20 protein-coding genes are annotated in these 26,255 nt (G+C 73.9%); 12 read left to right on the top strand and 8 right to left on the bottom strand.

Annotated features, from left to right (window positions below; genetic code table 11):
* The first annotated feature begins 42 nt into the window (after positions 1-42).
* From ABZ321_RS26195 to ABZ321_RS26220, 6 genes are read left to right on the top strand one after another with little or no spacing between them, the layout of a single operon-like run.
* The gene (locus ABZ321_RS26195) at positions 43-1,269 is read left to right on the top strand and encodes an ABC transporter substrate-binding protein (RefSeq protein ID WP_354895678.1); all 1,227 of its coding nucleotides are present in this window, start codon (positions 43-45) and stop codon (positions 1,267-1,269) included.
* A gap of 7 nt (positions 1,270-1,276) precedes the next feature.
* Positions 1,277-3,196, top strand: coding sequence for an ABC transporter permease (locus ABZ321_RS26200; protein ID WP_354895681.1), 1,920 nt, complete (start codon positions 1,277-1,279; stop codon positions 3,194-3,196).
* On the top strand, positions 3,193-3,984 hold the full coding sequence (locus ABZ321_RS26205) for an ABC transporter ATP-binding protein (RefSeq protein ID WP_354895684.1): 792 nt from the start codon (positions 3,193-3,195) through the stop codon (positions 3,982-3,984). The genes ABZ321_RS26200 and ABZ321_RS26205 overlap by 4 nt, the downstream gene beginning before the upstream one ends.
* A complete protein-coding gene (locus ABZ321_RS26210) occupies positions 3,981-4,694 on the top strand; it encodes an ABC transporter ATP-binding protein (protein WP_344505452.1) in 714 nt (237 codons plus the stop codon). The genes ABZ321_RS26205 and ABZ321_RS26210 overlap by 4 nt, the downstream gene beginning before the upstream one ends.
* Positions 4,694-6,646, top strand: a complete 1,953-nt coding sequence (locus ABZ321_RS26215) for a GMC family oxidoreductase N-terminal domain-containing protein (protein WP_354895688.1) — start codon at positions 4,694-4,696, stop codon at positions 6,644-6,646. The genes ABZ321_RS26210 and ABZ321_RS26215 overlap by 1 nt, the downstream gene beginning before the upstream one ends.
* A 10-nt stretch (positions 6,647-6,656) precedes the next feature.
* Positions 6,657-7,298, top strand: coding sequence for a hypothetical protein (locus ABZ321_RS26220; RefSeq protein WP_354895691.1), 642 nt, complete (start codon positions 6,657-6,659; stop codon positions 7,296-7,298).
* 101 nt (positions 7,299-7,399) lie between these two features.
* On the opposite strand, the gene ABZ321_RS26225 is transcribed toward ABZ321_RS26220, so the two are convergent.
* The 4 genes from ABZ321_RS26225 to ABZ321_RS26240 form a co-directional block, all read right to left on the bottom strand.
* Positions 7,400-8,668 carry a helix-turn-helix transcriptional regulator gene (locus tag ABZ321_RS26225; protein ID WP_354895694.1) on the bottom strand — a complete coding sequence of 423 codons (1,269 nt, stop codon included), beginning with the start codon at positions 8,666-8,668 and terminating at the stop codon, positions 7,400-7,402.
* A 213-nt stretch (positions 8,669-8,881) separates the two neighbouring features.
* The gene (locus tag ABZ321_RS26230) at positions 8,882-11,245 is read right to left on the bottom strand and encodes an ATP-binding protein (RefSeq protein WP_354895697.1); all 2,364 of its coding nucleotides are present in this window, start codon (positions 11,243-11,245) and stop codon (positions 8,882-8,884) included.
* A 156-nt stretch (positions 11,246-11,401) separates the two neighbouring features.
* A complete protein-coding gene (locus tag ABZ321_RS26235; RefSeq protein ID WP_354895700.1) occupies positions 11,402-13,516 on the bottom strand; it encodes a 3-hydroxyacyl-CoA dehydrogenase NAD-binding domain-containing protein in 2,115 nt (704 codons plus the stop codon).
* Between the two features lie 12 nt (positions 13,517-13,528).
* Complete coding sequence (locus tag ABZ321_RS26240; protein WP_354895703.1) at positions 13,529-14,740, bottom strand: acetyl-CoA C-acetyltransferase; 1,212 nt, start codon at positions 14,738-14,740, stop codon at positions 13,529-13,531.
* 104 nt (positions 14,741-14,844) lie between these two features.
* Between ABZ321_RS26240 and ABZ321_RS26245 the strand changes: the two genes are divergently transcribed.
* Positions 14,845-16,017: a TetR family transcriptional regulator gene (locus ABZ321_RS26245; RefSeq protein WP_354895706.1), complete on the top strand. Its 1,173-nt coding sequence runs from the start codon at positions 14,845-14,847 to the stop codon at positions 16,015-16,017.
* Between the two features lie 99 nt (positions 16,018-16,116).
* Complete coding sequence (locus tag ABZ321_RS26250) at positions 16,117-17,943, top strand: AMP-dependent synthetase/ligase (protein WP_354895709.1); 1,827 nt, start codon at positions 16,117-16,119, stop codon at positions 17,941-17,943.
* Between the two features lie 67 nt (positions 17,944-18,010).
* On the opposite strand, the gene ABZ321_RS26255 is transcribed toward ABZ321_RS26250, so the two are convergent.
* Positions 18,011-19,393, bottom strand: a complete 1,383-nt coding sequence (locus ABZ321_RS26255) for an AAA family ATPase (RefSeq protein ID WP_354895711.1) — start codon at positions 19,391-19,393, stop codon at positions 18,011-18,013.
* Between the two features lie 40 nt (positions 19,394-19,433).
* Positions 19,434-19,757 carry a hypothetical protein gene (locus ABZ321_RS26260; protein WP_344505465.1) on the bottom strand — a complete coding sequence of 108 codons (324 nt, stop codon included), beginning with the start codon at positions 19,755-19,757 and terminating at the stop codon, positions 19,434-19,436.
* A gap of 109 nt (positions 19,758-19,866) precedes the next feature.
* Between ABZ321_RS26260 and ABZ321_RS26265 the strand changes: the two genes are divergently transcribed.
* The 4 genes from ABZ321_RS26265 to ABZ321_RS26280 all read left to right on the top strand — a co-directional run bounded on the left by ABZ321_RS26265 (position 19,867) and on the right by ABZ321_RS26280 (position 24,384).
* The gene (locus ABZ321_RS26265; RefSeq protein ID WP_344505466.1) at positions 19,867-20,445 is read left to right on the top strand and encodes a PadR family transcriptional regulator; all 579 of its coding nucleotides are present in this window, start codon (positions 19,867-19,869) and stop codon (positions 20,443-20,445) included.
* A complete protein-coding gene (locus tag ABZ321_RS26270; protein WP_354895715.1) occupies positions 20,442-21,167 on the top strand; it encodes an ABC transporter ATP-binding protein in 726 nt (241 codons plus the stop codon). Before ABZ321_RS26265 ends, ABZ321_RS26270 begins: the two co-directional genes overlap by 4 nt.
* Before the next feature lie 5 nt (positions 21,168-21,172).
* On the top strand, positions 21,173-23,653 hold the full coding sequence (locus ABZ321_RS26275) for an FtsX-like permease family protein (RefSeq protein ID WP_354895717.1): 2,481 nt from the start codon (positions 21,173-21,175) through the stop codon (positions 23,651-23,653).
* Positions 23,654-23,880: 227 nt separating this feature from the next.
* On the top strand, positions 23,881-24,384 hold the full coding sequence (locus ABZ321_RS26280; RefSeq protein ID WP_354895719.1) for a DinB family protein: 504 nt from the start codon (positions 23,881-23,883) through the stop codon (positions 24,382-24,384).
* Here ABZ321_RS26280 and ABZ321_RS26285 read toward each other — a convergent pair.
* Positions 24,353-25,540, bottom strand: a complete 1,188-nt coding sequence (locus ABZ321_RS26285; RefSeq protein WP_354895722.1) for an ABC transporter permease — start codon at positions 25,538-25,540, stop codon at positions 24,353-24,355. The two genes, ABZ321_RS26280 and ABZ321_RS26285, sit on opposite strands and share 32 nt — an antisense overlap.
* On the bottom strand, positions 25,537-26,232 hold the full coding sequence (locus ABZ321_RS26290; protein WP_354895725.1) for an ABC transporter ATP-binding protein: 696 nt from the start codon (positions 26,230-26,232) through the stop codon (positions 25,537-25,539). The genes ABZ321_RS26285 and ABZ321_RS26290 overlap by 4 nt, the downstream gene beginning before the upstream one ends.
* Between the last annotated feature and the right edge of the window lie 23 nt (positions 26,233-26,255).

Here is a 26,255-nt window from a genome sequence, read left to right on the forward strand (position 1 = left end):
CCCGCCCCCTCGAGGCAACCATGTGATCGAAGTGGAGTTCCCATGCTCCGAATCAAAGCCCTTGCCGCCGCCGCCCTCGTCATGGTCACCGCCGCCTGCGCCGAGGACACCGCCGAACCGCAGCGCGCAACACCCAGCTTCGCCAAGCCGCCGATCACCGTCGGCTTCCTCAACCCGAACGGCGGGCCGGTCCCGCAGCCCGGCACCGACACCGGCGTCAAGGCCGCCCTCAAGTACGTCAACACCGAGCTCGGCGGCATCAACGGCCACCCGCTCGAGGTCGTGTACTGCGACACCGACACGACCCCGGAGAAGGCGCAGTCGTGCGCCAACACGTTCGTGGAGAAGAAGGTCGTCGCCGTCATGGACGGCTACAACCTGTCCTCCAGCGCCACCCTGCCCGCGCTGACCGCCGCGCAGATCCCGCTCGTCGGCATGATCCCGTTCGACTCCGTCACCGGCGCCAAGGCCGAGAACCGGGTGTTCTTCGCCGCCCCGCAGGCGTCGTTCCTCGTCGGCGCGCTCCAGGCGTTCAAGACCGCCGGGAAGACGTCGGTCACCCTCGCGCTCGTCGACACCCCGTCGTCGCACCAGACCATCGACAACCTGCTGCCGGTGCTGGCGAAGACCCTCGGCATCACCGCCAAGGGCATCTACTTCTCCCCCACCAACCCCAACTTCACCGCCGTCGCCTCCACCATCGCCCAGGACAAGCCCGACGTCGGCGGCCTCGTCGCCTCCCCCAGCGAGGCCGTGTGCACGGCGCTGGTGAAGGCACTGCGGCAGCTGCAGTACAAGGGCGACATCTTCACCGCCGCCTGCACCGACTACATCAAGGCCGGCCCCGCACAGGCCGCCGGTGGGGCGCTGTACTCCTCCAACTGGCTGCCCGTCGCGGCGAAGTACGTGCCCGCCGAGCTGCAACGGGAGCTGTCCCTCGCCACGAAGTACATCGACGGCGTCGAGGGCGGCACCGGCGGCTACTACGCCGTCGGCGAGTTCGCGCTGCTGGTGAACTTCGCCAAGGCGATGTCGAGCGCCGCCGAGACCGACCTGACCGGCCCCGGCGTACTCAAGACGCTCAAGGGCCTCAAGGACTTCCCGAGCTTCCTCGGCCCGCGACTCAACTGCGGCAGCGCCACCTCGCCGAACTGCACCACGCAGATCGGGCTGTACGTCGTACAGCCCGACGGCTCGGCGAAGCCCGTCACGGACACCTGGATCACGCCGGTCCCGCAGGTCCTCGCCGCGATCCCGGGCGCGGTGTAGCAGCACCATGGATCAGGTCCTGCTCTTCCTCACGCTCGGCTTCGCCGCCGGCGCCGTGTACGCCGTCATCGCCACGTCCATCGTGGCGCTGCACGTCGCCACCGGGGTCCTCAACTTCGCGCAGGGTTCGCTCGCGCTGTGGGGCGTCTGGGTCGTCGCCGAGCTGCGCCGCAGCGGCACCCTGGTCCTGCCGGTCGGGTCAGTGCCGTTGGGCACCGCAGCAAGAGAAGCGTGGACGGCGGTGGCGCTCGGGGTGCTGAGCACGGCGGCGCTGGCGTTCGCCGCGCACTGGCTGGTGTTCCGGCCGCTGCGCGGCGCGCCGCCGCTGTCGCAGGTGGTGGCGTCGGTCGGGCTGATGCTCGCGATCGGCTCGCTGGTGCCGCTGCGGTTCCGGACCGACGGTGCGCTCGCGGCGCCGCTGCTCACCGACCGGACGCTCGGGGTGGCCGGGACGCGGCTCAACGTGAGCGACCTGATCCTCCTCGTGGTGGCGTCGACCGCGACCGTGGCGTTCTCGGTGTACTTCCGCCGGACCCGCTGGGGCGTCGCGACCCGGGCCTGCGCCGAGGACGAGCGGGCCGCCCGGCTCACCGGCCTCTCGCCGGACCGGCTCGCCGCCGTCGCGTGGCTGTGCACCGGCGCCGCGACGGCGCTGGTCGCGGTCCTCGCCGCGCCGACCGTCGGGCTCGACCCGATCGGTTACATGTTCTACGTCCTGCCCGGGCTCGCCGCTGCGCTGCTGGCCCGGCTCACGTCGGTCATGACCGCGGGGCTCGCCGGCATCGGCATCGGCTGCTTCCAGTCGCTGCTGCTGCTGGCGAGCACCGTCGACGGCTGGCCCGCCTGGGCGCAGGCCGGGCTCGGCGACGCGGTGCCGTTCGTGCTCGTCGTCGTCGCGCTCGTCGTGCTCGGCCGCGGCATCCCCGCCCGCGGCGCGCCCGGCGCGGACCGGATGCCGGCGGTGGCGCTGCCCCGGCGCCGACTGCGGGCGGGCCTGCTGCTCGCGGGCGCGGCCGCCGCCGCGATCGCCCTCACGTCCGGCAGCTGGCGCTTCGGGGTCGTCACCTCGATCATCATGGCGCTGATCGCCCTGTCGCTGGTCGTGCTCACCGGCTACCTGGGGCAGATCTCCCTCGCCTCCATGGCCTTCGCCGGCACCGGCGGCTTCGTGCTCTCCAGGGCCACCGTCGCCTGGGGGCTGCCCTTCCCGCTCACCATCCTCGTGTCGGCGGGCGTCGCCACGCTCGTCGGTGTCGCCGTCGGCCTGCCGGCGCTGCGGATCCGCGGCGCCCAGCTGGCGGTGGTCACGCTCGCCGGCGCGATCGCCATCCAGCAGCTCGTGTTCGCCAACCCGGCGCTGACCCCGTTCGAGGGCAACCTCATCGACGGGCCCACCCTCCTCGGCTGGAACCTCGAGGTGCGGCGCGGCACCGACCTGACGACGACCGCGTTCGCCGGCACGGTCGTCGTCGTGGTCGGGGTGCTCGCCGCCGCCGTCGCGCGGCTGCTCGCCGGCACGACCGGGCAGGCGTTCCTCGCGGTGCGCGCCAACGAGCGCGCGGCGGCCGCGGCCGGCATCGACGTGGCCCGCACGAAGCTCGCGGGGTTCGCCGTCGCCGCGTTCCTCGCCGGGGTCGGCGGCTGCCTCATCGGGTACAGCCGCTCGCAGCTGTCCGCGGAGTCGTTCAACGTCATCGTCGGCCTCGGCGTGCTGTGCATGACCTACGTCGGCGGCATCACCCGCATCGGCGGTGCCGTCATCGCCGGGCTCGTCGCGCCGCTCGGGGTGCTGTACACGCTGCTCAACACGACGTTCGGCCTCGGCCGGTACTACACGCTCATCGCCGCGTGCGCGCTCGTCGTCACCGCGGTGCTCAACCCCTCCGGCATCGCCGGGCATCTCCACCGCCGGAAGGTCGCGGCATGACGCTCCTGGAAGCCACCGGACTCACGGTGCGGTACGGCGGCGTCCTCGCCAACACCGACGTCACCCTGCACGTCGGCGCCGGCGAGGTGGTCGGGCTGATCGGGCCGAACGGCGCCGGCAAGACCACGTTCGTCGACGCCGTCACCGGCTTCACCGCCGCCCGCGGCACCGTCACCCTCGACGGGCGGCGCCTCGACGGGCTCCCGCCGCACGCCCGCCGCCGCGCCGGGCTGGCCCGCACCTGGCAGGCGGGCGAGCTCTTCGGCGACCTGACCGTCCGGCAGAACGTCGCCGTCGCCGCCGCCCGGGGCCCGCTGCGCAACCTGTGGAGCGACCTGACCGGGCGGGCCGTCCGTACCGGCGACGTGGACACTGCACTGGAGATGTTCGGCCTGCAGTTCGTGGCGGACCGGCGCCCCGGCGAGCTGAGCCTGGGCCGGCAGAAGATCGTCGGGGTGGCCCGCGCCCTCGCCGGCGGGACCCGCGCGGTCCTGCTCGACGAGCCGGCCGCCGGGCTCGACACCGACGAGAGCGCCGAGTTCGGCGGGCACGTGCGGGCGATCGCGGCGGCGGGCCTCGGCGTGCTGCTCATCGACCACGACATGAACCTCGTCTTCGACGTCTGCGACCGCGTGTACGTCCTGGACTACGGCGCCGTCATCGCCGCCGGCACGCCCCACGAGGTCCGCGCCGACCCGGCCGTGCGGACCGCGTACCTCGGCGCCCCGGCCGAAGCCGGCGCCCCGTCAGAGGCTGAGGCCGGCGCCCCTCAGGAGGTGCCCTCATGACCGCCGTCCTGAAGCTGGCGGGCGTCACCGCCGGGTACGCGGGCGTCCCCGCCGTGCGGGACCTCGACCTCGAGGTCGGCGAGGGCGAGGTCGTCGCGCTGCTCGGCCCCAACGGCGCCGGCAAGACCACGACGCTGCTCACCGCCGCCGGCGTCATCGCCCCGGCCGCGGGCACCGTCACCGCGTACGGGAAGCCGCTGCACCGGCGCGTCGAACGCAACGCCCGCGCCGGGCTCGTCCTCGTCCCCGACACGCGCGGCGTGTTCCACGGCCTGACCGTCCGGGAGAACCTGGCCCTCGCCCGGCGGGCCGACCTCGGCCGGGTGCTGGAGCTGTTCCCCACCCTGGAGCCGCTGCTGTCCCGCCGGTGCGGGCTGCTGTCCGGCGGCGAGCAGCAGACGCTCGCCATCGCCAAGGCCCTCGTCAGCATGCCGCGGATCCTGCTGATCGACGAGCTCAGCATGGGTCTGTCCCCCATCGCCGTGCAGGCGATCCTGCCGACCGTCCGCGCGCTCGCCGACCGGCTCGGCGTCGCCGTCGTGCTCGTCGAGCAGCACATCGACCTCGCCCTGACCGTCGCCGACCGGGCCGTCGTGCTCCACCACGGCCGCGCCGTCCTCGCCGGATCCGCCCGCCGGCTGCGCGCGCAGCGGCACACCGTCGCCGAGGCGTACTTCGGCGCGTCACCTTCTACGATCGGGAAGTCCTGATGGAACTCACCGCCCGGCAGCGCGCCGCGCTCGCGAGCATCTGCGACACCTTCGCGCCCGGCGACGGCGACGGCATCCCGTCGGCCCGCGAGATCGGCGCCGTCGACATCATGGCCGGTCTCGTGCTGGGCAACCCGCGCGCCGCCGAGACCCGGCAGTTCCTGCAGCTGCTGACGCTGTGGGACTCGCCGCTGGCCGCGCCGCTGCGGGGTGGCGGGCTGCGCTCGTTCTCCCGGCAGCCGCAGGCCCGGCGGGAGGAGATCCTGCTCGGGCTCGCCGGGTCCGGCAACGCCCGCAAGCGGGCGCTGTTCCAGGCGCTCAAGGGCGCCGCGACACTCTCCTACTACCTCGCGCCCGGCCCCACCGGGCATTCGCCGCTGTGGGACGCGATCGGTTATCCGGGCCCCCTCGGTACACGAGCCGACGCCGCGGAACCACCGCTGCGGCCGATCCGTCCGGCCGGACCGACCGTCCTGGACTGCGACGTGGTGGTCGTCGGATCCGGGGCGGGCGGCGGGACCGCGGCCGCCGTCCTCGCCGCCGCCGGGCTCGACGTCGTCGTCGTGGAGAAGGGCGCCTATCACGACGACCGGGACTTCGACGGCGGCGAGCTGTCCGGGCTGTCCCGGCTCTACGCGCCCGGCCCGGCCGCGACCGCCGAGGGGCAGCTGAGCCTGCTGCAGGGCCAGGGCGTCGGCGGCGGCACCGTCGTCAACTACTCCACGTCGTTCCGCACCCCGGCCGGTGTACGCGACGAGTGGGCGTCGCACGGCGTGCCGCAGTTCGCCACCGACGAGTACGACGCCTCGCTCGACGCGGTGTGGACCCGCCTCGGCGTGAACCTCGACCACGGCGCGATCTCCTCCCGCGACGCCCTCATGCAGGCCGGGCTCACCAAGCTCGGCTGGCACGTCGCGGAGATGCCGCGCAACGTCATCGGCTGTGACACCGGCATCGAGTGCGGCCGGTGCGGCCTCGGCTGCCGCATCGGCGCCAAGCAGTCCGTGGCGAAGACCTGGCTCGTCGACGCGCAGCGGGCCGGCGCGCGGCTGCTCGTCGGCGTCGACGTGCGGACCGTCACCGTCGCGGCCGGCGCCGCCACCGGCGTCACCGGGCGCACCGCCGACGGTTTCCCGGTCACCGTGCGCGCCCGGGCGGTCGTCGCCGCCGCCGGCAGCATCCAGACGCCGGCGCTGCTGCGCCGCTCGGGGCTCACCAACCCCAACATCGGCCGGCACCTGCACCTGCACCCGGCCACCGGGGTCTGGGGCACCTTCGCCGAGGAGGTCCGCCCGTGGGAGGGCGGGATGCAGACGCGGTACTCCACCGAGCACGCCGACCTCGACGGCCTCGGCCACGGCGTCATCTACGAGACGGCCGCCACCAACCCCGCGATCGCCGTGTCGTTCATGAGCTGGCGCGGCGCGCGGTCGCACCTCGCCCAGATGCGCGCCCTGCCGCACCTCAGCGGCGTCGGCGTCATCACCCGCGACCGCGACGCCGGCCACGTCACCGTCGACCGCGACGGCGAGCCCGTCGTGCATTACCGGCTCTCCGCGTACGACGCCGCCCACATGCGGGCCGGGATCGCCGGCGCGGCCCGCATCGTGGAGGCCGCCGGCGCGCTGACCGTCTTCTCCGGCCACCAGCGCGGCCTGACGTGGGAGCGCGGCAAGGGCTCGATCGACGACTTCATCGCGTACACCGGCGGCCTCGGCACCGCGCCCGGCGAGCTGTCGATGGCGGCGCTGCACATCATGGGCGCGGCCCGCATGGGCGGCTCCAGGGCGACGTCGGCCACGGACCCCGACGGCGCGACGTGGGAGGTCCCGAACCTCGTCGTGGCCGACGCGTCCTGCTTCCCGACGTCGTCCGGCGTCAACCCGATGATCTCCGTCGAGGCGATCGCCCACATGAACGCCCGCCGCCTCGCCGCGACGCTCCGCAGCTAGGATCGGCGGCGTGACGCTGCCGACCCCAACCGTGGAACGGCTCGCCCACTCCGTCGCGGTCTTCAACGGGTACGCCAACGCCGACCGGACCTGGCTCGACTTCGTCGCGCGGACCGCGCCGGGCACTGACCTGTCGCGGCCGGAGCACCGGCGGCTGCTGCACCGGTGGCTCAACTCGTGGGGGTGCCGCATCCGGTACCCGCGCGACGGCGAGCCGGACCTGTTCGACGCCGGAATCGCCGGCTGGTGGGCCGCGTCCGGCGCGACCCTGCCGGCCGGCCCGCTGCGCCTGGCCTCCGACGCCGACCTGGCCGCGCTCGGCACGGCGTACGCCACCCTGTCCGCCGTGCCGGCCGGTCCCCGCCGCACGCTCGGCCCGACCGCCGCCGCCAAGGCCCTGTACGCGCTGCGCCCCGACACCGTGATGCCCTGGGACGCCGCGATCGCCGTCACGCTGCACGGCGCCCGCGACGGCGCGGCCTTCACCCGCCACCTGACCCTGGGCCGGACCTGGGCCGCCGCGCTGGTCGCCGCGACCGGCGTCGACGACGCTTCGCTTCCCGCATTCCTCGGCCGCCAGTCGGTCTCGCTCGCCAAGCTCCTCGACGAGTACACCTACGTCTTCATCACGCTCGGACACGACCCGTGCTGACCATGCAGCGCAAGCACGACCGGCTCGCATGGACGCATCCCAGTTGCGGCGACCACTCTCCTTCGCCGTTCGCTGGAGTTGCTGACACAGCGGTGGGTGGATCAGCTGTTGGAGCGGTAGGAGTCCTCGAACTCGTCGACGACCACGTTGCCGCGGTGCGGCTCCAGCACCCGGCGCAGCACCTCGACCCGCTCCGTGGCGCGGACCGACCGGGCGACCCGCGCCAGCCGGAGCGCCCGGGTGGCGGCATCGGCCGCCTGGTCGACCTCGTGCGCCTGGACGAACGCCTCCGCCAGCCACGTCAGGTACAGGGCGGTCTCCCGGGCGATGTCGGCGCCGTAGCCGGCGGTCGCCCGCTCCAAGATCGGCACCGCCCGCAGCGGGCGTCGTAGCTCCGTCCAGCAGCGGCCCGCCATGATCTCGACCTCGTCGGAGCTGAGCCAGTAGACCCACACGGGATCGTCGTCGGGGCGCTGGTGCTCAAGCTCGCGCTCGACGGCGGCGAGGGTCCGGTCGCATGCGTGGGCGTCCCCGGCACGGGCGTGCGCCCAGGCGACCCGCTCCAGCAGCAGCGCCCGGGTGGTCGCGCTCGCATGCTGCTCGGCGCCACGGAACGCGGACCGGGCCAGCAGCACCGCGTCCCGCGGGTCGCCGACGTTCGAGACCTGGTAGGCGAGGCTCGACAGGTTGTTCGCGGCCCCGGCCCGGTCGCCTCCAGCGTGTGCGGCGCGGAGACCGGTGAGGTAGAGCCGCTCCGCGTCGCGGTGCCGCCCGGCGTCCGAGGCGACCCACCCGGCGACCTGGCACAGCTCGCCGAGGCCGACCAGGAGCCGGCGGCCGACGTCCTCGGTGTAGGACGCCAGTTGCAGCAGCTCGGCCGTGGCGGCGACCTCGGCGGTGACGAGCGCGAAGGTCTCCTCACCACCGACGTGGTCGTCGAGGAGCCGTAGTTGGTGCACCCGCTGCTCGACGTGTTCGACGGTTGACGACCCGATGCGACGGCCTGCGCGGACCTCGAAGACCTGCGGGGGCTCGGCGACGAGCCACTCATGGGCGAGGCGGAGGGCGTTCTCCGGGGTGGGCGCGTGCTCGACGAGTGCCGCCGCGAGGGCCTCCGAGTCGTCGCGGCTCCATGTGTCGCTACCGAACCGGCACAGCGGTGCGGGTCGCGGCCGCCCGGCCACGGCGACGAGGGCTCCATCGGCGCCGAGGGCGACGTCGACGGCCTCCGCGATCGCGGGAGTAGGCGGCCGGGCGCCCGCCTCGATGCGGCTCAGGTGCCCGGGGTCGACGTGGGCCTCGCGGGCCAGGGCACGCAGGCTCAGACCGGCGGCTTCCCGCCGTGTCCGCATCGCCTCGCCGAACGCCACCGCACCTCCCTCGGGATGTTGCCAGCTGTTGCCAGCGCACTCGGCATCAGGTCACGGCTGTCACACCGTGTGTCACATCAACGACGAGCTGATCCTGACCGTTTATCCCGGTCCCTCGCGGAGCGCGTGATGGCCACCGGCCGGGTTCTGTTCGCCCGCGGCCACAACCCGCTCCTCGCCACCCACGCCCTCGGCCGCGCCGGCCCGTGAGCTTCAGACCAGCAGCTGCGCCGGGAGGCGCACCTCCGCCACGACGCCACCGCCGGGGGCGGGTGACAGCTGGACCGCGATGCCGTGCCGGGCCGCCAGGCAGCTCACCGCGTAGAGCCCGACCCTCAAGTCGTTGGGTGTGCCGGGGCGGGCGAGCTGGTCGTTGATCTCGGCAAGCTGATGGGGTGAGATCCCGACCCCGTCGTCCTCGACGGTGATGCGCAGGCGGTCACCGACCTTTCGAGCGGTCACGTCGACCATCGAGTTGGGCGGTGAATAGATCGTGGCGTTGTCGAGGAGCTCGGCGATCAGGTGGACCACGTCGAAGACCGCGAAGGCGGCGATGCGCTGGGTCCGGTCGACCGCGATGTAGCGGACGCGGGTGAAGTGCTCGATCTCGGACTGCGCGCTGCGCAGCACGTCCGCCACGGGCGCCGGCTCGCGACGGCGGCGGCCCGGGTCCCCGCCGGCGAGGACGAGCAGGATCTCGTCCGACCGGCGGATCCGGGCGGCGAGGTGGTCCAGGTGCAGCAGCTCCGCCAGCCGGTCCGGGTCCTGTTCCTGGTCGGCCAGCTGATGCACCGCGGCGCGCAGGCGGACGCCCAGGTACTGCGTCCGGCGGACCATGGTGCCGAACACCGCCGACATCATGGCCTGCGCCTCAGCGGCGCGCAGCGCGGCCGTCGCACGGAGCAGGTGGACGTAGACGTCGACGACGCCGGGGTGGTATCCGCGCCGCACCGACGGGAACTCCGGCGGGTCGGGGATGCGCGCCGATCCGAGGGCGAGGGCCGTGTAGGCGCGGTGGAGGTACTCGTCCACCGCCGCGGGGTCGTCGCCGCGGCCGTCGGCGGCGAGGCCCGGCGGTGGCAGGTCCAGCCCGGCCGGCGCCCAGGCGGGACGCGGGAAGGGCACGGACGGGGCCGGACCGTCGACGTCGTCGCCGAGGAGCCGCCCTCCCGCCGCCCGGTTGCCCACCGGGCCACGGGTCAGCTCCTGGTGCCGCCGCTCCGCCAGCTCCAGCCGCTTCGCCGCGTCGTGCTCGGCCGCCGTGCGCAGCGCCCGCAGGTGTGCCACCTCTGCCCCGATCGCGGCGGCTTCGGCCTTCGCCTCCTCGGCGGCCTGCTCGGCGGCCCGCAGCCGCTGCTCCGCCTGCTCCGCGGCGAGCACGGCGAGGACCGCGTCCTGCTCCGCCTTCGCCCTGGCGACGGTGGCCGCCTCGACCTGGGCCTTCGCCTCGGCGATGATCTCGTCGTACTCCTGCTGGGCGGCGCCGACGATCTGCTCCGCCTCGGCGCGGGCGGCGTTCACGCTGCCCAGGTCGAGGATGTCGCCCTGCGGCGCCGGCGGTTCGTCGGGGCCGGCGTCGGCCGGGTGCGCCGACAGCAATGCCCGCGCCGCCGCGACGACCGGCGGGATCTCCTGGCCGGCCAGCTCCTCCAGCACGCGCCTGGCGGTCACCGCACGGCCCGGCTGGCCGCCGAGCCACTGCCCGAGGGTCGTCACGGCACCGAGCCGGACCTCGGGGTGCGGGCTGTCGAGGGCGGCGCGCAGCGACGCGGGCAGCGGCACCGGTTTGATCACCGCGCCGGCGAGGCTGCGGGCGAGCCAGATCTTGCCCTCGCCGCCGTAGATCCACCGCTGCGGTGTCTGCGCCGCCTGCTGCCTGCGGACGTGGTCGAACGCGTAGGTGTAGGCGTCGTCGACGGAGATGTAGCCGTCCCGGTCGGTGTCCGCGTCGCCCGACCGCAGGCCCTCGATCATGCCGGTGGTGAACACCGACCCGGCGACGAGCGCGCCCGGCAGCACCTCGCCCTCGAACGAGTACTCGCCGGCCCGTGAGGCGGTGAGCACCGCACGGCCGCGGCCGCTGCTGCCGATGAGGTGCCGTTCGAGGTTCACCTCCGGCTCGCCCTTCGCCCCGTCGGAGAACGCGCCGCTGAAGCAGCAGTCGAGGATGACGACCTGGCGGGCCCGGCACTCGTCGAGCTGTTCGAGCAGCCACCTCGACTCGACGCCGGTGGAGCCGAGGTGGGTGGTCCTGGAGTCGGTCGCCGCGAAGTACAGCCGTCCGCGCCGGTCCCGGACGCCATGGCAGGACAGGTACACGACGAGCAGGTCGTCGGGGTCCCGGCCGGCGAGGAAGCCCTCCACCTCGACGCGGATGTCGTGCGCGGTCCGGTCGATGAGCGACGTCACCGCGAACGCGCCGATGGCGGGGTCGGCGAGGACCTCGGCGAGCCCGGCCGCGTCGTGGGCCGGTGCGCGCAGCTGGCTCAGCGCGGGATCGGCATACGTCGCGGTGGCGATGACCAGGGCGAACCTGGGTCCAGGGGGCAGTTCAGGCGCGGGTGTTCGGCCGCGCACGCCGGACCTCGCCGTTCAGCTCCCCGGCACCAAGGTGCACGTCGATCACCAACCGCCCTCCTCCGCGTCACCGTCCGTTCTATCACTCGTCGGCGGGGCGCAGCGCGGCAGAGGGTGCGGGCCTGACGCCCGCACCCTCACGACGGTCCGGGACCGCTACTCGAAGCGTTCGCCGCGGGCGGACCTGTCGAGCAGGAGCTGGGGCGGCTCGAAGCGGGTGCCGTAGCGGGCGGCGAGTTCCGACGCGCGGGCCACGAAGCCGGGCAGGCCGCCCTGGTACTGGTTGGCGTACTGCAGGACACCGCCGGTCCAGGCCGGGTAGCCGATGCCGAGGATGGAGCCGACGTTGGCGTCGACGGCGGAGGTGAGGACGCCCTCCTCGATGCAGCGGATGGTCTCCAGGGTCTCGACGAACAGCATCCGCTCGATGAGGTCGGCGAAGGGGACGTCGAGGTTGGTGCCGCCGAACGCGTCCCGCAGGCCGGGCCAGAGGCCGGCGCGCTTGCCTGCGGCGTAGTCGTAGAAGCCGGCGCCGCCGGAGCGGCCGGGACGGCCGGCGGCGATCAGGTGGTCGATGACGGCGTCGGCGGCGTGCGGGGTCCAGGTGCCGCCGGCGGCGACGACCGCGGCCGCGGTCTCCTGGCGGATCTTCTGGGGCAGGGTGAGGGTCAGCTCGTCCATCAGCGCGAGCACCGGCGCCGGGTATCCGGCCTGCGAGCTGGCCTGCTCGATGGTGGCGGCCGGGATGCCTTCGGCGAGCATCGAGACGCCCTCGTTGGTGAACGTGCCGATGACCCGGCTGGTGAAGAACCCGCGGCTGTCGTTGACGACGATCGGCGTCTTCTTCAGCTGCCGGACGACACCCAGCGCCCGGTCGACGGCGGCAGCCGACGTGCCGGCGCCGCGGATCACCTCGACGAGCGGCATCTTGTCCACGGGCGAGAAGAAGTGCAGCCCGACGAAGTCCTCCCGGCGGGTCACGCCCTCGGCGAGCAGCGAGATCGGCAGCGTCGAGGTGTTGGAGCACAGCAGCGCGTCCGGCGCGACGACGTCCTGGACCTCGGCGAACACCTTGTGCTTCAGGCCCGGGTCCTCGAACACGGCTTCGATGACCAGGTCGCACCCGGCGAGGTCCGCCGGGTCCGCGGTCGGGGTGATCCGGCCCAGGATCTCCTCGGCGGGCAGGAACGGCTTCTTCGCCAGGACCCGGGCCGAGTACTCCTTGCCCCGGGAAGCCGCCTCGACGGTGACGTCCTTGAGCAGCACCTGCATGCCGGCCTTCGCGCACACGTACGCGATCGCCGCGCCCATCATGCCCGCGCCGAGGACCGCGACCCTGCCGAACTTCTGTGCCGCGGCGCCGCGCGCGTTGGCGGCCTGCACGTCGAAGAACAGCGCCTGGATCATGTTCTTGGCGATCTGGCCGGTGGCGAGCTCGATGAAGTACCGGCCCTCGATGGTGAACGCCGTCTCCAGGTCGACCTGGGCGCCCTCGACGGCGGCGGCGAGGATGTTGCGCGGCGCCGGGTATGGCGCGCCTTTCAGCTGCTTGCGCAGGGTCGCCGGAAACGCCGGGAGCTGGGCCGCGAGCGCGGGTGTCGCCGGTGTACCGCCGGGGATGCGGTAGCCCTTCACGTCGTACGGCTGGACCGCGCCGGGGTTCTCACGAATCCACGCCTTCGCCCGGTCGAGCAGCTCCTCGCGGGGCGCGACCTCGTGCACCAGGCCGTGTCCGAGCGCGGCGGAAGGCCGGTGCCGCTGGCCGCGGACCAGCCAGTTGGTGAGCGCGTCCGCGATGCCGAGGAGCCGGACGCTGCGCACGACCCCGCCGGCGCCGGGCAGCAGCCCGAGCGTCACCTCGGGGAAGCCGATCTCGATGCGGGCGTCGTCGGCGACGATGCGGTGGTGGCAGGCGAGCGCGATCTCCAGGCCGCCGCCGAGCGCGGAGCCGTTGATCGCGGCGACGACCGGCCGGCCGAGCGTCTCGAGGCGGCGCAGCGCCTGCTTGAGCCGGCGTGTGTCGGCGTCGAGCGCCGCGGCGTCGTTGACCCGCACCAGCGACTCGAGGTCGCCGCCGGCGAAGAACGTCTGCTTGGCGGAGGTGAGCACGACGCCGGTGATGTCGTCGCGCTCCCGTTCCAGCCGGTCCACGGTGGCGACGAGGCTCTCGCCGAACTCGTCGTTCATCACGTTCGCGGAGCGTCCCGGGTGGTCGAGGGTCAGCAGGACGATCCCGTCCTCGCCGCGCTCCCAGCGGATGGTGTCAGCCATGTCTGTGTCCCCCTACAGGCGTTCGATGACGGTTGCGATGCCCATGCCGCCGCCGACGCAGAGCGTGGCGAGGCCGTAGCGGCCGCCGCGCCGCTCCAGCTCGTCGGTGAGGGTGCCGAGGATCATGGCGCCGGTCGCGCCGAGCGGGTGACCCATGGCGATGGCGCCCCCGTTGACGTTGACGATGTCCATGCTGAGTCCCAGGTCGGCGACGAACCGCAGTACCACGGCCGCGAACGCCTCGTTGATCTCGACGAGATCCAGGTCGTCGACGCCGAGGCCCGCCTTCGCGAGGGCCTTGCGGGCGGCGGGTGCCGGGCCGGTGAGCATGATGGTCGGGTCGGCGCCGCTGACGGCGGTGGCGACGATGCGGGCGCGGGGCGTCAGGCCGGCGGCGGCGCCGACCGCCTCGTTGCCGATGACGACGAGCGACGCGCCGTCGACGATGCCGGAGGAGTTGCCGGCGGTGTGCACGTGCTCGATCCGCTCGACCCAGTGGTACCGCTGCAACGCCACCGCGTCGAAGCCGCCCATCTCACCGATCATCGCAAACGACGCCGGCAGCTGCCCGAGACCCTCCAGTGTGGACGCTCGCAGGTGCTCGTCGCGGTCGAGGACGACGAGCCCGTTGCGGTCCCGCACCGGCACGACGGACCGGGCGAAGTAGCCGTTGGCCCAGGCCTTCGCGGCCCTGGTCTGCGACTGCAGCGCGTAGCGGTCGACGTCCTCGCGGGTGTACCCGTCGAGGGTGGCGATCAGGTCGGCGCCGATGCCCTGCGGCACGAAGCCGGTGTCGTAGTTGGTCTCCGGGTCGAGGGCCCACGCGCCGCCGTCGGAGCCCATCGGCACCCGCGACATCGACTCGACGCCGCCGGCGAGGACGAGGTCCTCCCAGCCGGACCGGACCTTCTGCGCGGCGACGTTCACGGCTTCGAGGCCGGAGGCGCAGAACCGGTTGAGCTGCACGCCGGCGACCGTGTCGGGCAGCCCGGCGGTGAGGGCGGCGGTCTTGGCGATGTCGGCGCCCTGGTCGCCGAGCGGTGACACGACGCCGAGCACGACGTCGTCGATGCGGGCCGGGTCCAGGCCTGGCGCGCGGCGCAGCGTCTCCTCGATCAGGCCGCTGATGAGCGACACCGGCTTCACCGAGTGCAGCGCTCCGGTGGGCTTGCCGCGGCCGCGCGGCGTGCGCAGCGCGTCGTAGATGTACGCCTCGGATGCCATGACCACTCCTCGCCTAAACGCTCTCGGACGCGAATCCCGCCTAACTTTCTGTGCCGGTGCGCTCAGTTGTCAAGCGTTGTCGTGGCGGCGTTAACCTGTACCGTGTGCGAACAGCAGCGAACAGCGCGGAGCCCGCCACGCCGGCGAAGCGGCCGAAGGACCGCAAGGACCGCATCGCCCTGGCCGGCGCCGAGCTGTTCTGTGAGCGGGGCTACCACGGGGTGTCCGTCGACGAGATCGCCGCGGTCGTCGGCATCAGCGGACCCGCGGTCTACCGGCACTTCCCGAACAAGTACGCGATCCTCGTGCACGCCACCCGGGACGTCGTCAACGCGCTGCTCGCCGCCACCACCGAGGGCACCCTGGACGAGCTGCTCGCCGCGGTCGCCGGGATCGCCGTGGCCAGGCGCCGCGCCGCCGGGCTGTACCAGTGGGAGCGGCGCTACCTCACCGTGGAGCACCGCCGCGAGTTCGGCGCGGGCCTCACCGAGCTGGTCGGCCGCCTCGCCGGGCCGCTGCGCGCCATGCGGCCAGAGCTGGCCGCGGGCCAGGCGGAGCTGCTGGTCAACGCGGCGCTCAGCGCGTTCGGCAGTGTCACCACGCACCGCGTGGCGGCCACCGGCACCGACACCGCGCGGCTGCTGACCCGGGTCGCGTGGACCCTGCTGCGCGCCGACCCGCCGCAGCTGCCGGCGGGCGGCGTGGACGCACCCGCGGTGATCAAGCCCGCGTCGCGCCGCGAGCTGCTGCTCATCGAGGCGATCCGGCTCTTCCACCGGCACGGCTTCCACGCCGTCTCCGTCGAGGACATCGGCCGTGCGGCGGGCATGCAGGCGTCCAGCGTCTACCGGTACTTCCCCAGCAAGGCCGACCTGCTCGCGGCCGCCTACTACCGGGCCACGGACCGGCTCACCGGCGCGACGAGCACGGCGATCGCGGAGGCGAGCGACCCCACCGACGCGCTGCGGCGGGTCGTGGCGGCGTATGTCGACTTCGCGTTCGGGCAGAGCGACCTGGTCGCGGTCTACCTGGCCGAGAACAACAACCTGCCCGACGCCGACCGGCACCAGCTGCGCGGGGCGCAGCGCCTGCACGTCGAGGAGTGGGTGCGGCTCGTCGGCGCGGTCCGGCCGGAGCTGCCGGTCGCCGACGCGCGGGTCCTCGTGCACGCGGCGCTCAACGTGGTCACCGACATCGGCCGCCTCGGCGGCTTCGACCGCACCCCCGGCTACTCCTCGCAGACGGCCGGTCTCGCACTGGCGGCTTTGCACGCCTGAATCACGGTTCACGCGCCTGACGTCGGATCTCTTCCCAATAAGTTAATCGGGAGTTACAGTCCCTCCAGAGCTGATCCGTCGGCCGAGGAGGCTGAGTCCGTGACCGCCAACCTGGACCTCGCGACGCGCTGCGCGGACATCGCCGCCGGCACGAGCATTCCCGCACTACTGCACCGCAACGCCACCGAACACCCCGACCTGGTGGCGCTGAGCACCTTCAACACCGATGACTCCGTCACCTGGCTGGAGCTGCGTGACCGGGTCGCCGCCGTGGCCCGGGGGCTGAGCGCCCTCGGCCTCTCCCCCGGCGACCGCATGATCATGAGCCTGCCGAGCCGCATCGAGCACTGGGTCGCCGACCTGGCCGCCGTGCATCTCGGCGCCGTCCCCTGCACCGCCTACGCCACCCTCAGCGCCGAGCAGCTGCGGTACATCGCCCAGCACAGCGGCGCGAAGATCCTCGTCGTCAACGGCCTGCCCGAGCTGCGACGCTGGCAGGCCGTCCTCGGCGACCTCCCCGCCGTCGAGCACGTCATCGTCGTCGAGGAGGACGCGGTACAGGCGGGGACGACGGCACTGTCCACAGTGGCCTCCGACGGGGCCGCGCTGCACGCCGCCGACCCGACGGAGTTCGAGCGGGCGTGGCGGCAGGTGCGCACCGAGCAGCCCGTCACGCTGCTCTACACCTCCGGCACCACCGGCGACCCCAAGGGCGTCCTGCTGTCGCACCGCAACGTCGTCTACCAGTGCGGGGTCCTGGAAGGGGCGGTGGCGGTGCCCGACCACCCGCGCACCCTCGCGTACCTGCCGCTCGCACACATCGCCGAACGCGTCCTGGGCATCTACAACCTGCTCTACCGCGTCGGGCACGCCACGATCGTCACCGACGGCAAGCAGCTCGTCGCCGCGCTGCGCGCGGTCCGGCCGCACTCGTTCTTCGGCGTCCCCCGCGTCTGGGAGAAGATGGCCGCCGGCGTGCAGGCCCAGCTGGCCACCGCCGACCCGGCGGTCCGGGCCGCGTTCGAGACCGCCAGCGGCCTGGCCCGGGAGAGCTTCCACGCCCGGGCCGACGGGAAGGCCCTGGCCGAGGACCAGGCAGCGCAGCTCGCCGCCTTGGATGCCAAGGTACTGGCACCGATGCGCGCCCTGCTCGGCCTCGACGAGATGCGCTGGGCCGGCAGCGGCGCCGCGCCGATCCCCGTGGACGTGCTGGTGTTCCTGGCCGGCCTCGGCGTCGACGTGCTCGAGGTGTGGGGCATGACGGAGACGACCGGCACCACGACCATCAACACCCCCACGACCTTCCGCCCCGGCACCGTCGGCCGGGCCAACGCCGGCATGGAGGTGCGCCTGCTCGACGACGGCGAGATCCAGGTCCGCGGCCCGCTCGTCTGCCTCGGGTACCTCGACGCCGACGGCTCCACACAGTCCATCGTGGACACCGACGGCTGGCTCTCCACCGGCGACGTCGGCGCCGTCGACGCGGACGGGTTCCTCACCATCACCGACCGCAAGAAGGAGCTCATCATCACGTCCAGCGGGAAGAACATCTCCCCCGCACAGATCGAGAACCTGCTGCGCGTCAGCCCGCTGATCGGCCAGGCCGTCACCATCGGCGACCGGCGCCCGTACATCACCGCGCTCATCGTCCTCGACGAGGAGGTCGCCCCCGTCTGGGCCACGTCACAGGGCCTCGCGGACGTCGACCTCGCCGCGCTCGCCGCCGACCCGGCCGTCCACGCGGCCGTGTCGGCGGTGGTCGCCTCGGTCAACGAGCGCCTGTCCCGCCCCGAGCAGATCAAGACCTTCCGCATCATGCCGTCCGCCTGGACCCCCGAAACCGGCGAACTCACCCCGTCCCTGAAACTCCGCCGCCGCATCGTCTCCTCGAAGCACGCCACCGTCATCGAGGAGATGTACGCCTGACCCGGGCCGAGCACCCCGGCGGCGACGAGGCCGGGCAGCTCGCCGAAGAGCTGCCGGGCCTCCCGGGTCAGGACGCCGGGGTGCCGAGGAGGGAGCGGGTGACGGACTCGGCCTGGGAGAGCATCTCGTCGAGGGCTGTGGCGAGGTGGGTGTCGGTGGGGTGGGTGCCTTCCTCGGCGGCAACCAGGACGGCGCGGCGGAGGAGCTCCTTGGCGAACGAGGCGGTGACGCCCGCCGCGGCGGCGGCCGCCCGGTCGAGCGCGGGCTCCGTGAAGGGGAGGTTCCGGGCGTACAGGCGCAGCAGGCGGCGACGGGAGGCCTCGTCGGGCAACGGGATCTCCACCGCCAGGTCGACGCGGCCGGGGCGCTGGGCGAGGGCGGGTTCGAGGACGTTGACGCGGTTGGTGGTGAGCAGGAACGCGACGTCGGCGTCGTCGCCGAGGCCGTCGAGGGTCTCCAGGACGGTGAAGAGCAGCGGCTGCGGGCCGTGGTGCAGCTCGCGGCTCTCGGCGACCAGGTCGCAGTCCTCCAGGACGACGAGCGCCGGTTGCAGCGCGCGGGCCATCCTGGCGGCCTCGGCGACGAACGCGATCGCCGGGCCGGCCAGCAGGACGACGGTGACGTCCGGCAGGGCGGACAGCAGGTACCGGACGGTGTGGGTCTTGCCGGTGCCGGGCGGGCCGTAGAGCAGCAGGCCGCGCTTGAGGTGCTGGCCGGCGGCGCGCAGGCGGTCGCGGTGCTCGGCGATGCCGGCGACGTGCCGGTGGACGCGGGCGAGCACGCCGTCGGGGAGGATGATGTCGGCCTCGGTGACGTCGGGGCGGCGGTGGAACGAGATCTGGCCGACGCCGCGCTCGTACGCCGAGCCGCCCAGCGACAACACCTGACCGCGCAGCACCGACCGCCGCAGCATCAGGGCGCCGACCTCTTCGATCAGGCGGGCCGCCACACCCTCGGCCGCGGTGACGACCTCCATCCGGGCCATCGCCTGGCCGATGCGCATGTCGGGCGAGCGTTGCAGGACGGCGACGGGCGCTCCGTCGTACATGAGCAGCCGCAGCCCGAACGACACCGCCTGGCGTGCCGTGTCAGGCCCGGTGGCGACGCTGGCGTAGTCGACGGCGGCCACGCCGAACTGGCCATACCGCCCGGCGTGCTGCAGGATCTCGCTCAGCGACTGGTGCCGGCGCTGCTCGCCGCCGCCGATCCCGATGAGCGCGTGCCGCCCGCCGCGGCGCTGCACCTCGTCGAGCGCGATGTCGAGGTCGACGAACTGGTGCCCGGCGACCTCCTCGGTGACGACGGGCAGCCGCCGCGGGTCGTTGCCGAGGTGATCGGTCAGGACCGGGACGAGCTGCCCGTCGGTGTCCTGCCGCTCCCGGTGGTCGCTGACGACCTCCTCCAGGAACGCCTTGAATGCCGTGACGAAGTCGCCCGCGCGTTCATCCACCGCAGCATCATCCCCCACGGGAGGAGCCGCGGCGGGGCGTTCAGCTCGTGGCGCGGTGCAGTTCCTCGCGGCCGACGTGCAGCTCGACGACGTCGTCGGTCACTCCGCTGATCTGGTTGCCGGCGGCGTAGACGTCGTTGGAGAGGAATCCGGTGCCGTCGATGCGCGCATACCCGGTGCCCATCAGGTGCTCGGCGATCCCGGCGATCGTGTCGGGGCGGATGTCGGTCCCCGGTCCCTGCACCGCCGCCACGACGCCGATCTGCTCCCCGGCTTCGTCGACGACCGGCATGCCCACACCCACCCGCAGGAACGGCTGGGTGTCCACGACGATCTCGTCTCCCGCTGACGCACCTGGCTGCATGCACCAGATGTTCCCCACCAGGATGATCCGAAACACGGGACATCGAGATCCTCGACAAGGTTAGTATACTGAGTATTATACGGGGCATGATATCGAGGAAGGCGATCCGATGAGCATCCGGCACGCACTGTTGGCGCTGCTCAGTGAGGGTCCGAAGTACGGGCTGCAGCTGCGCGAGGAGTTCGAGGCGCGCACCGGTGAGGTGTGGCCGCTCAACGTCGGGCAGGTCTACACGACCCTGCAGCGGCTGGAGCGGGACGGTCTCGTGGAGTCCGACGGCGACGCCGAGCCCGGGCCGCAGCGGGGGTTCCGGATCACCGACGACGGGGCCGAGGAGCTCGCCGGGTGGTTGCGCACCCCGCCCAACCTGGAGTCGCCGCCGCGCGACGAGCTGGTCATCAAGGTGCTCGTCGCGGTCCGCCTGCCGGGCGTCGACGTGCACGAGGTCATCCAGACGCACCGGCGGTACCTGGTCGAGCTGATGCAGCAGTGGACCCGGCTCAAGGAGGAAGAGGCCGACCTCGACCTCGGGCTCGCGCTCGTCGTGGACGCCGAGCTGTACCGGCTCGACTCGGTCGTGCAGTGGCTGGACACCGCCGACGGCCGGCTGAAACGCGCCGCGCTCGAGCCACCCAGGGAGCGGCCCGCGACACCGCTGATCCGGCGCCGGACGGGGGTCCGTCGATGAGTGACGTGCTGCGCCTGGACGGCGTGTCGAAGACGTACCTCGACGGCAGCGACGAGGTCCACGCCCTGCGCGAGGTGTCGCTGACGGTCGAGGCCGGCAAGATGGTCGCGGTGATGGGGCCCAGCGGCTCGGGCAAGAGCACGCTGCTCACGATCGCCGGGGCGCTGGAGTCGCCGACGAGCGGCGAGGTGCACGTCGCGGGGCGGTCGCTGGGCGGGATGTCGCGCGACGACAGGAGCCGGCTGCGGCGGCGCGCCATCGGGTACGTCTTCCAGGACTTCAACCTGCTTCCCGGCCTGACCGCGGCCGAGAACGTGGCGCTGCCACTCGAGCTCGACGGAGTCCCGGCGGGCAAGGCCCGCGCCGCCGGCCAGCGGGCGCTCGACGACCTGGGGCTCGCCGACCGGGCGGCCCGCTTCCCCGACCAGCTGTCCGGTGGGGAGCGGCAGCGGGTCGCGATCGCGCGGGCCGTCGTCGGCGACCGGCGGCTGCTGCTCGCCGACGAGCCCACCGGCGCCCTCGACTCGGCCAACGGCGAGACGGTCATGCGCATGATGCTGGCCGCCTGCAAGCGCGGGCTGGCCGCGGTCATCGTGACCCACGACGCGCAGCTCGCCTCGTGGGCAGACCGGGTCGTGTTCATCCGCGACGGGCGCATCGTCGACCGGACGGCGCCGCGCCCCGGGCCCGAGTCCCTGCTGGCCGACGAGGCGGCCCGATGAGCCCGATGAGCGCCGTCGTGGAGGAGAGGCCGCCGCCGGTGCTGGGCAAGGGCCACGGCGGCATGCCGGCACGCAGAGCGGTCGTGCGCTGGGCGTGGCGGCTGTTCCGCCGGGAGTGGCGGCAGCAGGCGCTCGTCCTGGTGCTGCTGGTGATCGCCGTCGCCGCGACCACGGCCGGGCTCGGCTACGCCGGCTCCGCCGGCGATCCGCAGGCCGCGACGTTCGGCACCGCCAACCGCCTGGCCACGATCGGCAGCACCGGCGCGCAGGCCGACGCCGACCTCGCCACGCTGCGGACCGCGTTCGGCACCATCGAGGTCATCAACCATCAGAAGATCCCGGTGCCCGGCTCGGCCACCGCGTACGACCTGCGCGCCCAGGACCCGAACGGCCCCTACGGACGCTCCATGCTGCGCCTCACCGCCGGCCGCTACCCGCAGGGCGCGGACGAGGTCGCGGTGACCCCGCGGGTGGCGAAGACGTTCGACCTGCGCCTCGACGGCACCTGGGACCAGGGCGGCCGGCGCCGCACGGTGGTCGGCCTGGTCGAGAACCCGCGCAACCTGCTCGACCACTTCGCGCTCGTCGCGCCCGGCCAGGCCGGCGCCGACGCGCAGACCGCCGTGCTGATCCGCTCCACCGAGCAGCAGTTCCGCGCCGCCCGCAAGCCGGACGGGATGTCGGCCCAGTTCCGCGGCACGCAGACGGATCCGGGCACGGTCCCGGTCCTCGTGCTCGCCACCATCGGCCTGCTGTTCGTGGGCCTGCTCGCCGTGGCCGGGTTCACCGTGATGGCCCAGCGGCGGATGCGGGCGCTCGGCATGCTCGGCGCGATCGGCGCGAGCCACCGGCACATCCGGCTCGTGCTGGTGGCCAACGGCGCCGTCATCGGCGCGACCGGCGCGATCGTCGGCGCGGCGGCCGGGCTCGCCGGATGGGCCGCCTTCAGCCCCCGGCTGGAGCCGCTGATCGGGCGCCGCATCGACCGCTTCGACCTGCCCTGGTCCGCGTTCGCCGCCATGCTGCTGCTGGCGGTCCTCACCGCCGTGGGTGCGGCCTGGTGGCCGGCCCGGGCCGCCGCCCGCGTCCCGGTCGTCGCCGCGCTGTCGGCGCGTCCGCTGCCGCCCCGGCCGGCGCACCGCTTCGCGCTGGCCGGCCTGGCGCTCCTCGCCGCCGGGCTCGGCGCGCTCTTCACGTCGCACCACGAGGAGCCTCCGTACCTCATCGGCGGCGTCCTCGGCGTCGCCACCGGCCTGCTCCTGCTCGCCCCGCTGGGCGTGGCCGCCGCCGGCCGGCTGGCGCGGTTCGTCCCGCTGGCGCCCCGGCTGGCGCTGCGCGACCTGGCCCGCTACCGGGCCCGGTCGAGCGCCGCGGTCGCCGCGATCACCCTCGCCGTCGGCATCGCGGCCGCCCTCGCGCTCGCCGCCGCCGTGTCCGTCGCCAAGGCGGCCGCGCCGGCCGGCGGCAACCTGCCGGCCGACCAGCTCGTCGTGTGGCTCGGACCGTCCGGCCTCGACGGACCGGTACCGGAGACGACACCGGAACAGGAGGCCGCCGCCCGGCAGCAGGTCGACGTGATCGCGGCCGCGCTGCACGCCACGTCGGTGCTCCCGCTCCAGGCGGCGATGGACCCGCACGGGCCGCAGGTCGGCGACTCCGGCGGCGGGCGTCCGGTGTCGCAGATGGGCATCGGCCGCCGGGAGACGATCGGCGGCCGCACGATGACCCAGTACAGCAGCTCCGAGGCCGACCCGTTGGTCGTGGCGACGCCGGAGGTGCTGCGCCACTACGGGATCGACCCGGCGAGCATCGCCGCCGACACCGACATCGTCACCTTCCGCGCCAGCTACGACGGGTACGACCTGATCCCCAGCGACCAGCCCGACTGGCGCCCGAAGGTGCAGCACGCGGACCTGCCGGCGTACCCGTCGCTGCCCGGCTCGCTGATCACCGCCCACGCCATGGCCACGCTGCGGTTGCAGGCGGTCCCGGGCGGCTGGCTGGTCCACGCCCCGGGCCCGCTGACCCAGGCCCAGATCGACCGGGCCGAGGAGACGGCCCAGCGGTCCGGCCTCACCGTGGAGACCCGCCCGACGGGCGCGGACGTGGCCCGGGTCGCGCTGTTCGCGACCGCCATCGGGATCGCGGTCGCGCTCGGCGTGCTCGCCGTGACGGTCGGCCTGATCCGCAGCGAGACCGCCCGCGACCTGCGCACCCTGACCGCGACGGGCGCGCCGCGCCGCACCCGCCGGGCGCTGACGGCCGCGACCGCCGGGGCGCTCGCGCTGCTCGGCGCGCTGCTCGGCACGGCCGGCGCCTACCTGGCGCTGCTCTCCTGGCACCACCGGGCGCTGCACTGGCTGGGCCACCCGCCGTCGGTCGCGCTCGCGGCGATCCTGGTCGGGCTGCCGGCGGTCGCGTACGCCGGCGGCTGGCTCCTGGCCGGGAAGGAGGCCCCGGCCCTGTCCCGCCAGGCACTCGACTGACGCTCCGCCGGCCCGCCTCCGACGCGCTCTAGCGGGCGGCGGTGAGGGTGCCGACGAGGCGGGCGGCGGTGACGGCGAGGCGGTGGCGAGGGTAGCCGCGCTCGGACGCCCTCGGCACCGGGGTCGGCCAGCCGGGACCGGTCTCGAAGCGTCGCTGAGGACCTTCTGACGCCGGCCCCACGATCCGACCCGATGCCACGGCATGCAGCCGGAAGGATGGACGACCTATGTGGACGATGCCCACGGTGACCGCCGGGCCCGAACGGCTCCTGCTGGAGCACATGCTCGACCGCGCCCGGCAGGCGCTCATCGACACCGCGCGCGGGCTGACCGAGGCCCAGGCGCGGCAGCGACTCGTGGCATCGCTGACGACGCCGATCGGGCTGGTCAAGCACGCCGCGACCGCCGAACGCATCTGGTTCCAGCGGGTGCTGCTCGGCCTGGACGCGGCCGAGTGCGACGGGCCCGCCGCCGGCGGTGACAGCAGCTTCGTCGTCGCCGGCGACGAGACCCTGGCGGACGTGATCGCCGAGTTCGAGCGGGCGAGCGAGCGCTCCCGCGCGATCGCCGCCGGCTTCGAGCTCGACGACACCAGACCCCATCCCGTCGCCGGCGACGTCAGCCTCCGGTTCATCTACCTGCTGCTGATCGAGGACCTCGCCCGCCACGCCGGCCACGGCGACATCCTCCGCGAGCAGCTCACGCGGTCCGCAGCGCGTCCGTCGGGTTGAGGCGGGCGGCTCTGACCGCCGGGTAGACGCCCGCGACCACGCCGATCAACAGCGTCGCGGCGAAGCCGCCGGCGACCGCCGACAGCGGCACGAGCGGCTGCCAGCCGCGGTACGCGGCGACGGCGTGCGTGACGGCCGTGCCGAGGATGACGCCGGCGAGGCCGCCCAGCAGGGACAGCAGGAGGGACTCGGTCATGAACTGGGCGGTGATGTGGCGGCGGGCGGCGCCCAGGGCGCGGCGCAGGCCGATCTCGGTGCGGCGCTCCAGGACCGAGATGACCATGACGTTGGCGACGCCGACGCCGCCGACGAGCAGGGCCACCGCGCCGAGGCCGAGCAGCAGGGACGTGATGGAGTCCGCGACGAGCAGCCGGGAGGCCAGGGCGTCGGAGGGGCGGCTCACGTTGACGCTGTTCGGTTCGGTGGGGTTGACGGCGCGGGCCAGCATCCCCGCGACCGGGGCCGTCCGCGCGGTGTCCGCGCGGACGTACAGGCGCGTCGGGTGGCCGTCGTAGCCGAAGTACGACGCGGCCACCGGCAGGCCGATCAGCGCGGCCCGGTCGATCTCGGGGGCGAGCTCGAACGGGCGCAGCACCCCCGCGACGGTGAACCAGTGCTCGCCCAGCCAGACGCGCGTGCCGGCGTCGACCTGGGCGATGCCGAGCGCCGTCGCCGCGTCGTGGCCGAGGACCACCACGGGATACCGGGCGGTCGCGTCGTTGAGGAAGACGCCGGTCGCCAGGTGCCCGTCGAGCGTGTCCAGCAGCGACGGCTCGGTGGCGCGGACCTCGACGCCGCCGCCGCGGTAGGCGGGCACCATGTCCGTGCGGAACACCTGCAGGCGCGGCACGCCCGCGGTCGCCGTCACCTTCAGCACGCCGTCGGTCCGGGCGGCGCCGGTCGCCGAGGACGTGGGCAGCTTCGCCTCGTCGCCGCCGATGCGGGTGCCATTGGCGACGGTGAGCAGGTTGGTGCCCAGGTGGTCGATGCGGGCGAGGAGGTCGGCCTGGCTGGAGCGGGTGATGCCGAGGACCCCGACGATGGCGGCGACGCCGATCGCGATGCCCAATGTGGACAGTGCGGCGCGCAGGGGTCGGCTGCGCATGCCGATGCTCGCCAGCGGGAGCAGGTCGGCGGCGCGTACACGGGATCTCATCCGGACCGTCCAGTCAGCGTGTCGGCGACGATCCGGCCGTCGCGGAGGTCGACCCGGCGCGGGCAGGCCTCCGCGACGACGGCGTCGTGGGTGATGACGAGCAGCGTCACGCCGTCCGCGTGCAGTTGCCGCAGCAGTACGAGGATCTGCCCGCCGGTCCTGCTGTCGAGGTTGCCGGTGGGCTCGTCGGCGAGGACCAGCGCGGGACGGCCGACGAGCGCGCGGGCGATGGCGACGCGCTGCCGTTCGCCGCCGGACAGTTTGCCGGCGGGGTGGTCGACGCGGTGCGCGAGGCCGACCCGGTCGAGGGCGTCGGCCGCCGCCCGCCGTCGCGACGACGCGCGCACGCCGCGGTACAGCAGCCCGTCGGCCACGTTGTCGACCGCGGACCGGTGGTCCATCAGGAAGAACTGCTGGAACACGACGCCGAGCGTGTGCGCCCGCAGGCCGGACAGCTGCCCGTCCGTCAGGTCCTCCACGGCGTGCCCCGCGAGGCGCACCGAGCCGCTCGTCGGCCGGTCCAGCCCGGCGGCGAGGTTCAGCAGCGTGGTCTTGCCGGACCCCGACGGTCCGACCACGGCGACCATCTCCCCGGCGGCGACGGTCAGGTCCACGCCCCGCAACGACTCGACGGGCGGGGTGCCGGGGTACGTGCGCGCTGCCTGTACCAGAGCCAGAACGGCATCGGTCATCGGAAACCTCCGTGAAACCCCCG

It is taken from the genome of Dactylosporangium sp. NPDC006015, from assembly GCF_040614215.1.
GTDB lineage: Bacteria > Actinomycetota > Actinomycetes > Mycobacteriales > Micromonosporaceae > Dactylosporangium > Dactylosporangium maewongense.

What these genes read in the sequence shown, in the direction of transcription:
- ABZ321_RS26195 (WP_354895678.1), top strand. Translation starts at nt 43, where the DNA reads ATGCTCCGAATCAAAGCCCTTGCCGCCGCCGCCCTCGTCATGGTCACC.
- ABZ321_RS26200 (WP_354895681.1), top strand. Translation starts at nt 1,277, where the DNA reads ATGGATCAGGTCCTGCTCTTCCTCACGCTCGGCTTCGCCGCCGGCGCC.
- ABZ321_RS26205 (WP_354895684.1), top strand. Translation starts at nt 3,193, where the DNA reads ATGACGCTCCTGGAAGCCACCGGACTCACGGTGCGGTACGGCGGCGTC.
- ABZ321_RS26210 (WP_344505452.1), top strand. Translation starts at nt 3,981, where the DNA reads ATGACCGCCGTCCTGAAGCTGGCGGGCGTCACCGCCGGGTACGCGGGC.
- ABZ321_RS26215 (WP_354895688.1), top strand. Translation starts at nt 4,694, where the DNA reads ATGGAACTCACCGCCCGGCAGCGCGCCGCGCTCGCGAGCATCTGCGAC.
- ABZ321_RS26235 (WP_354895700.1), bottom strand. Translation starts at nt 13,516, where the DNA reads ATGGCTGACACCATCCGCTGGGAGCGCGGCGAGGACGGGATCGTCCTG.
- ABZ321_RS26240 (WP_354895703.1), bottom strand. Translation starts at nt 14,740, where the DNA reads ATGGCATCCGAGGCGTACATCTACGACGCGCTGCGCACGCCGCGCGGC.
- ABZ321_RS26260 (WP_344505465.1), bottom strand. Translation starts at nt 19,757, where the DNA reads ATGCAGCCAGGTGCGTCAGCGGGAGACGAGATCGTCGTGGACACCCAG.
- ABZ321_RS26265 (WP_344505466.1), top strand. Translation starts at nt 19,867, where the DNA reads ATGAGCATCCGGCACGCACTGTTGGCGCTGCTCAGTGAGGGTCCGAAG.
- ABZ321_RS26270 (WP_354895715.1), top strand. Translation starts at nt 20,442, where the DNA reads ATGAGTGACGTGCTGCGCCTGGACGGCGTGTCGAAGACGTACCTCGAC.
- ABZ321_RS26275 (WP_354895717.1), top strand. Translation starts at nt 21,173, where the DNA reads ATGAGCGCCGTCGTGGAGGAGAGGCCGCCGCCGGTGCTGGGCAAGGGC.
- ABZ321_RS26280 (WP_354895719.1), top strand. Translation starts at nt 23,881, where the DNA reads ATGTGGACGATGCCCACGGTGACCGCCGGGCCCGAACGGCTCCTGCTG.
- ABZ321_RS26285 (WP_354895722.1), bottom strand. Translation starts at nt 25,540, where the DNA reads ATGAGATCCCGTGTACGCGCCGCCGACCTGCTCCCGCTGGCGAGCATC.
- ABZ321_RS26290 (WP_354895725.1), bottom strand. Translation starts at nt 26,232, where the DNA reads ATGACCGATGCCGTTCTGGCTCTGGTACAGGCAGCGCGCACGTACCCC.